This is a genomic window from Geobacillus sp. 47C-IIb, assembly GCF_014679705.1.
Classification (GTDB): domain Bacteria; phylum Bacillota; class Bacilli; order Bacillales; family Anoxybacillaceae; genus Geobacillus; species Geobacillus thermodenitrificans.
In genome coordinates, this window is sequence record NZ_CP061473.1 from 2,643,036 (window position 1) to 2,654,262 (window position 11,227).

An 11,227-nucleotide genomic window follows, 5' to 3' on the forward strand; every position below is an offset into this window, starting at 1 on the left:
CACTCCTCTACTATTGATCATACCAAAATGATGGACAGAAAAAATATCGTTTTTATGAACGTTATGCGTCTATTTTCTTAATTAAAAAAAGTTTCAAAAAAACACTTGCATTTTTTTCTAACTGTTATATAATAAAAACCGTAAACATAACAATGTAATATAACAATAGGGATGGGGGAAGGAAAAATGGCGTCATTTGCTGAACGTGTCCGACAATTGGAGGAAAGTTGGAAAAATGAAGAGCGCTGGAAAGGGGTCGTCCGTCCGTACAGCGCCGAAGATGTTATTAAACTGCGCGGCTCGCTTGATATTGAGCATACGCTCGCTCGACGCGGAGCTGAAAAGTTATGGAAGCTGTTAAATACGGAAGATTACGTTCATGCGCTCGGTGCGTTGACCGGAAATCAAGCGGTGCAACAAGTGAAAGCTGGATTGAAGGCCATTTACTTAAGCGGCTGGCAGGTAGCGGCCGATGCCAACCTCGCAGGACATATGTATCCGGATCAAAGCTTGTATCCGTCCAACAGCGTTCCGCATGTAGTCAAACGTATTAACCAAGCGTTGCAACGTGCAGATCAAATCCAATATTTAGAAGGTAGTGGAGATGTTGACTATTTTGTGCCGATCGTTGCTGACGCGGAAGCTGGATTCGGCGGCCAGCTGAACGTGTTTGAGCTCATGAAAGCGATGATCGAAGCCGGGGCGGCCGGCGTCCATTTCGAAGATCAGCTGTCGTCGGAGAAAAAATGCGGCCATTTAGGTGGGAAAGTGCTCTTGCCGACGCAAACGGCGGTGCGCAACTTGATCGCAGCGCGGCTTGCTGCTGACGTCATGGGTGTCCCGACTGTGCTCATCGCTCGCACCGATGCGAATGCTGCTGACTTGATCACAAGCGACATTGACCCGCGCGATCAACAGTTTATTACCGGCGAACGGACGACGGAAGGGTTTTATCGCACACGGGCAGGCCTCGACCAAGCGATCGCTCGCGGACTTGCTTACGCGCCGTATGCCGACCTTATTTGGTGTGAAACGAGCGAACCAAATTTGGATGAAGCACGCCGATTCGCGGAAGCGATTCACGAGCAATTTCCAGGTAAGCTGCTCGCGTACAACTGCTCGCCGTCATTTAACTGGAAGAAAAAATTGGACGACGAAACGATCGCCAAATTCCAGCAAGAGCTCGGTAAAATGGGATACAAGTTCCAATTCGTCACTCTCGCCGGCTTCCATGCGCTCAACTACAGCATGTTTGAGTTGGCACGCGGCTACAAAGATCGCGGCATGGCAGCATACGCCGAACTGCAGCAAGCCGAATTTGCCGCTGAAAAGTACGGCTACACGGCAACGCGCCATCAGCGTGAAGTTGGTACTGGCTATTTCGATGAAGTCGCTCAAGTCATCTCCGGCGGCCAGTCGTCCACAGTCGCCTTAAAAGGGTCAACTGAGGAGGAACAGTTTACAACTGCTTAATGTAAATCAACAATGGATGTAGATGAAGGCCCGGTCTCTCCGGGCTTTTTTTAGTGCATAAAAGGAAAAAGATGGCGCACCCTATAGGCATAGGGAGGCGATGGGATGGAAAAGAGAACAAATGATCTGCCGGAATTGATGCCCGCTGAATTTCGCGTTAGTACAGATCTCCATTTTGAACAATGGACGATGAATGAGGAAACGTACGCGGGAGATTCAGTCGGTGAACATACTGCGCTTGAGCAGGCTAATGAATACTTAGCAGCCAAAGAGATCGGCCAAATATTTGAAAATTCATAGCATACCCATGACGATCGTCATGGGTTTTTTTATGATAAAAAGACTAATAATTTTTTTCAAAATATAGAAAAATATAACTTTTGATGGTATGATAGAAGTAGTTATCAGTTGATTAGGAAAGGGGATGAATCGATGAAAGTGAATGAATTTATCGTGCTAGAACATTTTGTCGTAAGCCGTTATACAATGGCAATTCTTCCGTACTTGTTGAACAGCGACATCTATGCAAAAGTCATTGAGGAAGATGGCGAATATATTGTCAAAAAAACGCCAACCGACATCATTAAACAGAGCTGTGATTATTATGGATGCAGCTTCCAAGGTAGAAAAGAAGGAACAAAGGCGTTGATCGGCATCACTCATAAGGCACCGATCGCCGTCGAACCGTCCAATGGAATTTATGTCTTCCCGACTTCTTCCCCGAGAGATTCCGGCTGCGTTTGGTTGTCCCATATGCATGTCTATAGGTATGAACCTGCTAAATATGAGCGAACCGTCGTCTATTTCCGCAACGGAAAAAGCGTATTCCTCGATGTATCCTACAAATCCTTTATCAATCAATTATATCGAACGGCTCAATTGCGGACGAAACTGTCAGACCGAATGGAAGCAAGAGAGCGCAAGCTACAATACATATTCCGCATGCAGCAGAAAAAAGAAAAAGATGTGCCAGAGCATTGATGGTAAAAATGGGCTTTCACAAAGATGAGTTCAAATTGCACGACCGAGCGTGTAAAATAAAAATATAAACGGCATTTGAATGGAGAAAGATGCATGAATATGGAAACATTCGAACAATGGTTCACGCTCGATTACGTGCTTTCCTTGCTCGAACATTACCGCTCATTTGGCGTGTTTCCCGGCATTGCCGCGACGCTGCTCGAGTCGTTTTTTCCGATTTTGCCGATGGTCGTTTTTGTCATGGCGAACGCCGCTGCGTTTGGATTGTGGAAAGGATTTTTCATTTCTTGGCTCGGTGCTTCGCTTGGATCGCTCATCGTGTTTTGGTTAACGCGGAGAATCGGCCGGCAGCGTTTCTTTCATTTTGTCCGCCGCCATCAAAAAGTGCGTCGGTTCATGCACTGGATCGAACGACACGGATTTGGCCCACTGTTTTTGCTTTATTGTTTTCCTTTCACTCCGTCAGCGCTCATTAATATTGTCGCTGGGCTGTCGGGCATCAGCCGCCAACAGTTTGTGCTTGCGGTATTGCTTGGAAAGATGGTCATGATTTTTATGATTAGTTTTATCGGTTATGACATCGTGGCGCTTGTTCGTCAGCCATTGCGCACGGCTGGAATTGCTTTGGTTGTTTTGTTGCTTTGGTATGCAGGAAAACGGGTAGAAGCAAGATTTTCGCTGACAGAAAAACAACATGGCGAGGGGGGTGGGGAATGACGAAAGAAAAGAAAAAGGAAAAACGGAGATATCATTGGCCATGGCTGACCGTCGTTTGCTTCATCGTGGCGCTCCGTTTTTTTGTTTTCAGCAGCTACATGGTAGAGGGAAAATCGATGATGCCGACGCTGCAAAGCGGCAATTTGCTGATTGTCAATAAACTGTCCTACGAAATCGGATCGATCCGCCGATTTGACATTGTCGTTTTTCATGCCAACCAAAAGGAGGATTATGTAAAGCGGGTTATTGGGCTGCCGGGGGACCGGATTGAATATAAAAACGATATATTGTATGTCAATGGAAAAAAAGTTGACGAACCATATTTACGACCGTATAAGAAAAAATTGATTAGCGGCAAGCTGACGGGCGATTTTACCCTTGAAGAGGTGACCGGAGAAAGACGAGTGCCGGCCGGTTGCATTTTCGTGCTTGGCGATAATCGGCTTGGCAGTTGGGACAGCCGACATTTCGGTTTTGTCAAAATCGATCAGGTCGTCGGCAAGGTCGATCTTCGTTATTGGCCGTTTGAACAGTTTGCTTTCCGTTTTTAGGACAGCGACTTGCAAAACTCGGTTGTCGGAGCGCCAGCTAGAGAAAAACTTTATTTCTTTGCCGAAATTTGCCGTCCGAAGCCCATGATTGGAAACGTGAGCTTCGGGCGGCGTTGCTTTGAAATCTTTTTATGGGATTGCTTGGGGTAACGATGTTTTGATGTTTCGTTGCTGTAGTAGATGAATAGAGCTGATACAGCTCGTCAAATACGAACATGTGTGCTAAAATGAAGGATAAAGGAAATGAATGGTGGTGATTGCTATGTCGCTGCGGTTTTTGCTTGGCCGGTCAGGAAGCGGAAAAACGACTGCCTGCCTTGAAGAAATTCGCCGCCAGTTACAAGAAGATCCAAAGGGAAGGACAATCGTCTATCTTGTCCCGGAACAAATGACGTTTCAATGCGAATACGCGTTAATACATACGGAGGGAACGGAAGGGATGATCCGCGCCCAAGTGTTCAGTTTTCCCCGCCTCGCTTGGCGCGTGCTGCAAGAAACAGGCGGCATGAACCGTTACCATGTTCACGACGTTGGCGTGCAAATGATGATTCGCAAAATTATTGAACAGCGCAAACAAGAGCTGAAGCTGTTTGGACGCGCGGCAGACAAAAGTGGTTTTGTCGAACAGCTGCATGAGATGATCGCAGAGTGCAAGCGGTATTGCTTGACGCCGGATGAACTCCGCCGCCATGCCGGAGTGCTTGAAAGTGGATCAGGCCAACCAGGCCGTCGACTGCTAGCGGATAAGTTAAGCGATGTGGCACTCGTTTATGAAGAATTGGAACGAAGCCTTCTTGGCCATTATCTTGATTCGGAAGATTATTTGCGCTTGCTTGTTGAGCACATCCCCCGCTCCAGCTATTTGCATGGTGCTGACATTTATATCGACGGCTTTCATCATTTTTCCCCTCAAGAATATATGGTCATAGAACAGCTTCTTCACCGCTGTCGGCGCGTCACCGTTTGCTTGACGGCCGATCGCCCGTACGATGTCGGGATGCCGGACGAGCTCGATCTCTTTTACTTGCCCGCACAGACATACCGTCAGTTGCGTGAGCTCGCTTTGGCCAACGATATTATGATTGAATCGCCGGTCGTGCTTTCCGTAAACCGTCGCCACCAAGACAAGGCGCTTGCCCATCTTGAAGAGCAGTTTCATCGCCGCCCGCTGCTTCCGTACGAAGCGGAGACCGACGCGATCTGCCTTTACGAGGCGGCCAACCGCCGCGCAGAAATTGAGGCGGTCGCCCGGGAAATCATCCGTCTCGTTCGTGACGAAGGGGCACGCTACCGCGACATTGCGCTCATCATCCGCCAGACGGAGGCATATCGTGACCTTGTGAAAACAGTGTTTTTTGACTTTGACATCCCCTATTTTATGGATGAAAAGGAGCCGATGCATTATCATCCGCTCATTGAACTTGTGCGTGCGGCTTTGGAGACGGTGGTGACGCGTTGGCGCTATGAGGCGGTTTTTCGCGCTGTAAAAACGGATTTGCTCTTTCCGGTTGACGGCGATTTGGCCATGTGGCGTGAGGCGGCTGATAAGCTCGAAAACTACGTACTTGCCCATGGGGTGAAAGGCGAAAAGTGGACGAGCGACGAACGTTGGACATATCGCCGCTACCAGGCGCTTGACGGGCTGAATGTGCCGCAGACGGATGAAGAGCGGCAGTTTGAAGACAAGCTCAACGAATGGCGTGAGGCGTTGGCCGCGCCGCTTCGTCGGCTTGAGCGCCGTCTGCGGAGAGCTGCCGATGGGCGCGGTCTTTGCACGGCTTTATATCTCTTTTTAGAAGAGTTGCAAATTCCAAAAAAACTAGAGCAAATGAGCGCTCAGGCGGAAGCGGATGGACGCCTCGTCGAAGCGCGCCAACACGAACAAGCGTGGAATGCGGTTGTTGATTTGCTCGACCAATATGTCGAAATGCTCGGAGCGGAACCGTTGCCGCTTGCCGAGTTTGCCAAAATTATCGAAGCTGGGCTCGACCGGCTCGAATTCGCTCTCGTTCCGCCAGCGATCGATCAGGTGATCGTCGCTCAGCTCGACCGTTCGCGCCTGATTGATGTCAAGTATGCATTTATCATCGGCGTCAATGACGGCGTCATCCCAGCCAAAGTGAAAGATGAGGGATTAGTGGCCGAGGTCGAGCGAGAGCAATTGCGCGAACTCGGGGTGGCGCTTGCACCAGGAGGGCGGGAACAGCTATTTTACGACCCATTTTTTGTTTACTTGGCTCTTGCCTGCCCGAGCCGACGGCTATACGTTACGTATCCGCTTGCTGATGGTGAGGGGAAAGCGCTCATGCCGTCCCCGCTCATTAAGCAGTTAGTTCAATTGTTTCCGCGTGTATCTGTTCATTTATGCGGCAATGATCCGTTCGATGCTCCCGAAGAGAAGCCGGAGACGTTTGTCACCGTGCCGCGGGCGACACAGACGTACCTCATCAGCCAGCTGCGGGCGTGGAAGCGAAATTATGGTATCGATCCGCTTTGGTGGGATGTATATAACGTGTTAATCAGTCATCCGGAGTGGAGGGCGCGAGTAGAGCAGGCTGTGTCAGGGCTGTTTTATACGAATCAGGCGGTGCTCAAAAGAGAATGGAGCCGACGGCTGTACGGAAAAAAAATTCAGGCGAGCGTCTCGCGCATGGAGCAGTTTCAAAAATGTCCGTATGCCCATTTCGCCTCGCATGGGCTGCGCCTGAAAGAGCGGAACGTCTTTCGCCTTGAGGCGCCGGATGTTGGACAATTGTTCCATGCTGCCATTAAGCAAATTGCTGACCGAGTGCGTGAACAGCACCTTGATTGGAAACAGCTATCAAGATCAGAATGCGAGCGGCTGTCGGCCGAAGCAGTCGAGCGGATTGCCCCGCTCATCCAGCAACAAGTGTTATCAAGTTCTAACCGCTATGAATATATGAAACGAAAATTAAAAAATGTTGTTGCCCGCACGACGCACGTATTGAGTGAACATGCGCGGGCAAGCGGCTTTGCTCCGGTCGGGTTCGAGTTGTCGTTCGGACCGGGCGGCGACTTGCCCCCGCTTCGTTTCCAGCTTCGCGACGGAACAGTGATGGAGCTCGTCGGACGAATCGACCGCGTTGATAAGGCGGAAAGCAGCCAGGGCGTGCTCCTTCGTATCATCGATTACAAATCGAGCGCCAAAACGCTCGATTTGACGGAAGTATATTACGGCTTAGCGCTGCAAATGTTCACGTATTTGGATATTGTGCTGACGTACGCTGAACAGCTTGTTGGAGAGCCAGCGTTGCCGGCAGGGGTTCTTTATTTCCATATCCACAATCCGATTATTCAAGCCAAGCAATGGCTTGACAATGAAATGGAAGTGGCGAGAAAGTTGCTTGAGCCGTTCCGGATGCGCGGGCTGTTGCTCGCCGATGCCGAGACAATTCGGCTGATGGACAGCCAAACAGAAAACGGGCAATGGTCGCTCATTGTGCCTGCCCAGCTGACGAGAACCGGAGCGATCCACTCGCGTTCTTCAGTGGCGAGCGCCTCTGATTTTGCCGCGTTGCGCCAACACGTCCGCCGCTTGTTTGTGGATATTGGTGGGCAAATTGCCGACGGGGTCGTCTCGATCGCCCCGTACAAGCTGAAAAACAAAACGGCGTGCGAGTTTTGCGCCTTTAAACCGGTATGCCAATTTGATGAGGCACTGTCCGGCAATGGATATCGGAAACTCACGCCACAGACGAAGGATGCGGTGATCGAAACATTAGGGAAAAGGGAGGAAGAGTCATGAACGCCACGTTTCGCCCGAAGCCCGCTGGAAGTCGGTGGACGGATGAACAATGGAAGGCGATTGCAGCCGGCGGCCGGGATATTCTCGTCGCTGCGGCGGCCGGATCGGGAAAAACGGCTGTTCTCGTCGAGCGAATTATTCAAAAGGTGACGGCGGAAGAAGGGGCGGTCGATATCGATCGCCTGCTCGTCGTCACGTTTACGAATGCGGCAGCGGCCGAAATGAAAGCGAGGATTGGCGAAGCGCTTGAACGGGAGCTTGCCAATCGGCCGCATTCGCTCCATTTGCGGCGTCAACTCAGTTTGCTCAACCGCGCTTCGATTTCGACGCTCCATTCGTTTTGTTTGGATGTGATCCGCAAGTATTATTATTTGCTCGATTTGGACCCGTCGTTCCGCATTGCCGATGAGACGGAAATCGAGCTGTTGAAAGAAGATGTCCTTGAGGAACTGCTTGAGGAGGAATACGGGAAGGCGGACAATGAGCGCTTTTTCGCTGTTGTCGATGCCTATACCGGTGACCGCAGTGACGCGGAGCTGCAGGAGATGATTTTGGCGCTTTACGAATTCTCCCGTTCCCATCCGGCACCGGACGAATGGTTGGCCGATTTAGTATCGATGTATGATGTCGATGAACAAACGAATGTCGAGACGCTGCCACCGGCACGCTATATCGCCCAACACGCAGCGATGGAGTTGGCGGCGGCTAAGCGGTTTATCGGCTTGGCTTTGGCGCTTGCCGAGAAAGAAAGCGGGCCAAAGCCGTACGAGAAGCGGCTGCGCGAAGATATGGACTTAATCGCTGATTTGGAAAGACGGCTGTCCGGGTCGTGGGATGAGCTATATCATGCGTTGCAATCGCTGTCGTTTGGTCGTCTTCCTCCTTGCCGCGGCGACGGATTTGACGCAGAACTCATCGATGAAGCGAAATCGTTGCGTGATCAGGCGAAGAAGAAAATCGAAGCACTGCGCGACAACGTGTTTTCGCTCCATCCATCCGCCTGGCTTCGCCACATGCGTGAGATGAAGCCGGTCGTCGAAACGATCGCCGCTCTTGTCCGCCGTTTTTCCGCCATGTTTGAAGCAGCGAAACGGGAGAAAGGGATCGTCGATTTTTCCGACTTAGAGCATTACTGTTTGCGCATTTTGCGGCAGTACGATCCGGAAACTGGCGAATGGCAGCCGTCATCCGCGGCTTTGGAATACCAGGCACAGTTTGATGAAGTACTCGTTGATGAATATCAAGATACGAACCTTGTCCAAGAAACGATTTTGCAGCTCGTCAAAAAAGGAAGCGAGCGAACGGGCAACTTGTTTATGGTTGGCGATGTCAAGCAGTCGATTTACCGATTCCGCCTCGCTGAGCCGATGCTGTTTCTTGATAAGTACAAACGGTTTACCGCTGATGGAGAAGCAGGAGGAATGAAAATCGACTTGGCGAGCAACTTCCGTAGCCGTGCTGAGGTGCTTGATGGAACGAATTTTTTATTTGCACAAATCATGGGGGAAGCGGTCGGGGAAATGGTTTACGATGAGGCGGCGCAGCTCAAGTACGGCGCCGATTATCCGGAGGGAACGGATGCCGTTCCGGAAGTGATGATCATCGATCGGCAGCGTACGTCGGAAGAGGACGAAGAGGAAACAGCCGAACTTGAGGCGGCCGAGCTTGAGTCGCGTTTGATGGCGGAAAAAATTAAAGAGATCGTTTCCCGCCCGTTTTATGTGTATGACCGCTCAAGTGGACAACAGCGGCGCGCCATGTATCGCGATATCGTTGTGCTCGTCCGTTCGATGACAAATGCGCCGCAAATGATTGAACAGCTGCAGGCGCAGGGCATTCCGGCCGCCGCTGATTTATCATCTGGTTATTTTCAGGCGACGGAAATTTCGGTTATGTTGTCGCTGTTGAAAGTGATCGACAACCCGTATCAAGATATTCCGCTAGCGGCTGTGCTTCGCTCACCACTATTCCGGTTTGATGAAAATGAGCTTGCTATGATCCGCCTCAGCGACCCAAAAGGCACGTTTTTCGAGGCGTTGCAAGCGTTTTGTCAAAAAACAGCAGAAACGGGTGAGGAAGAGAACGCTAAGGAAAAAGCGATTTCCTTTCTCAACAAGTTGGAAGAATGGCGTACGATGGCGCGCCGCCGTTCATTAGCGGATCTGATTTGGCAGCTGTATCGAGACACACAATTTTATGATTTTGTTGGCGCTTTGCCGGGCGGAAAGCAGCGGCAAGCCAATTTGCGCGCCTTGTATGATCGCGCCCGGCAATATGAATCGACGTCATTTCGAGGGCTGTTCCGCTTTCTCCGCTTCATTGAACGGCTGCAAGAGCGCGGCGATGACTTGGGGGCGGCCCGTCCGCTTGGCGATCAGGAAGATGTCGTGCGCGTCATGACGATCCATAGCAGCAAAGGACTCGAATTTCCGATCGTTTTTCTTGTTGGACTTGCCCGCCCGTTTTATACGCGCGACTTGCATTCCCCGTATTTGCTTGATAAAGAGCTCGGTTTTGCCGCCCGGTTTGTCCATCCGCGGCTGCGCATCAGCTATCCGACGCTGCCGCTGTTGGCCATTCAAGTGAAAAAGCGGCTTGAGCTGCTTGCCGAGGAAATGCGCATTTTGTACGTCGCGCTCACAAGAGCGAAAGAGAAGCTGTACTTGCTTGCTTCCGTCAACGATGCGGATAAGGAGATTGAAAAATGGAAAGGGGTAGCTGCTGAAAGCGGTTGGCTCCTTCCTGACGATGTGCGTGCATCAGCCCGCTCGTACTTAGATTGGATCGGTCGAGCGCTCATCCGCCATCGAGACGGGCGTTCTTTAGTCGAGGTGAATCGGCCGGACGAAATTGCTTCCCATCCGTCGGTGTGGCGTTTTGAGATCGTGTCGGCGGCCAAACTTCGCAACGCTGAGGTATCAACCGATCGGGAGGATGGCGGCGCGCTTGTTGCGCTCGAACAAGGCCGCCCTGTTCCAACTCAAGGGGAATGGGAAGAGGAAGCAAGGCGGCGCTTATTGTGGCGGTATCGCTACGGCAAGGAGACGGTCGTGCGCGCTAAGCAGTCAGTCTCAGAACTGAAAGAACAGCAGGCGTTATTTGGCGAACAGGCGGACGAATGGCTGCCGCGCAAAGGGACGGCACCGCTGTTCTCCCGGCCGCGTTTTATGCAGGAAAAAACGTTGACACCGGCCGAAAAAGGAACTGCGCTTCATGTGGTCATGCGCCATCTCGACTTGCACGCACCGATGGACGAATCGTCAATCCGCAGCCAAATCATTCGGCTTGTGGAAAAAGAATTGCTGTCGGCTGAGCAAGCGGAAACGGTCGATGCCGCCGCGATCGTCGCCTTTTTCGCCACGGACATCGGCCGCCGTCTTTGCGCCGCCCGCGAAGTATACCGAGAAGTGCCGTTCAGCTTAGGGCTTCCGGCTGACGAGCTATACGGCAGCGAAGGGATGGAGAGCGGCCGCCGCCTGCTCGTGCAAGGGGTGGTCGATTGCGTGTTTGCCGATGAACGCGGTTATGTGGTGATCGACTATAAGACGGATGAGGTGACGGGCCGTTTTGCCGGCCAAAAAGAGGAGGCGACCCGCTTTTTGCTTGGTCGTTACGGGGGACAAATGCGCCTCTACCGGCGGGCCATTGAACAAATTTGGCGCGTGCCGGTGGCGGAATGTTACTTATATTCGTTTGACGGTGAATATTTTCTTGCAGTGGAGTGAAGCGGAGGGGGAGA

General features: G+C 51.3%; 7 protein-coding genes. All 7 read left to right on the top strand.

Going from position 1 to position 11,227, the window contains the following annotated elements:
* Nucleotides 1-186: 186 nt before the first annotated feature.
* The 7 genes from aceA (at nt 187) to addA (ending at nt 11,213) form a co-directional block, all read left to right on the top strand.
* On the top strand, nt 187-1,473 hold the full coding sequence (gene aceA / locus IC804_RS13380) for an isocitrate lyase (protein ID WP_011886883.1): 1,287 nt from the start codon (nt 187-189) through the stop codon (nt 1,471-1,473).
* 105 nt (nt 1,474-1,578) lie between these two features.
* Nucleotides 1,579-1,773, top strand: a complete 195-nt coding sequence (locus tag IC804_RS13385) for a hypothetical protein (protein ID WP_008879094.1) — start codon at nt 1,579-1,581, stop codon at nt 1,771-1,773.
* Between the two features lie 132 nt (nt 1,774-1,905).
* Nucleotides 1,906-2,454, top strand: coding sequence for a competence protein ComK (locus IC804_RS13390; RefSeq protein ID WP_008879093.1), 549 nt, complete (start codon nt 1,906-1,908; stop codon nt 2,452-2,454).
* A gap of 93 nt (nt 2,455-2,547) precedes the next feature.
* Entirely contained in the window at nt 2,548-3,171 is a 624-nt protein-coding gene (locus IC804_RS13395) for a TVP38/TMEM64 family protein (RefSeq protein WP_011886884.1), read from the top strand.
* Nucleotides 3,168-3,722: a signal peptidase I gene (lepB, locus tag IC804_RS13400; RefSeq protein ID WP_011886885.1), complete on the top strand. Its 555-nt coding sequence runs from the start codon at nt 3,168-3,170 to the stop codon at nt 3,720-3,722. Before IC804_RS13395 ends, lepB begins: the two co-directional genes overlap by 4 nt.
* Nucleotides 3,723-3,984: 262 nt before the next feature.
* The gene (gene addB / locus IC804_RS13405; RefSeq protein ID WP_301336406.1) at nt 3,985-7,488 is read left to right on the top strand and encodes a helicase-exonuclease AddAB subunit AddB; all 3,504 of its coding nucleotides are present in this window, start codon (nt 3,985-3,987) and stop codon (nt 7,486-7,488) included.
* Nucleotides 7,485-11,213: a helicase-exonuclease AddAB subunit AddA gene (gene addA, locus IC804_RS13410; protein WP_011886886.1), complete on the top strand. Its 3,729-nt coding sequence runs from the start codon at nt 7,485-7,487 to the stop codon at nt 11,211-11,213. The genes addB and addA overlap by 4 nt, the downstream gene beginning before the upstream one ends.
* Nucleotides 11,214-11,227 lie beyond the last annotated feature (14 nt).

Excerpts from the sequence above, each read along its gene's own strand:
- aceA (WP_011886883.1), top strand. The coding sequence starts at position 187 with ATGGCGTCATTTGCTGAACGTGTCCGACAATTGGAGGAAAGTTGGAAA.
- IC804_RS13385 (WP_008879094.1), top strand. The coding sequence starts at position 1,579 with ATGGAAAAGAGAACAAATGATCTGCCGGAATTGATGCCCGCTGAATTT.
- IC804_RS13390 (WP_008879093.1), top strand. The coding sequence starts at position 1,906 with ATGAAAGTGAATGAATTTATCGTGCTAGAACATTTTGTCGTAAGCCGT.
- IC804_RS13395 (WP_011886884.1), top strand. The coding sequence starts at position 2,548 with ATGAATATGGAAACATTCGAACAATGGTTCACGCTCGATTACGTGCTT.
- lepB (WP_011886885.1), top strand. The coding sequence starts at position 3,168 with ATGACGAAAGAAAAGAAAAAGGAAAAACGGAGATATCATTGGCCATGG.
- addB (WP_301336406.1), top strand. The coding sequence starts at position 3,985 with ATGTCGCTGCGGTTTTTGCTTGGCCGGTCAGGAAGCGGAAAAACGACT.
- addA (WP_011886886.1), top strand. The coding sequence starts at position 7,485 with ATGAACGCCACGTTTCGCCCGAAGCCCGCTGGAAGTCGGTGGACGGAT.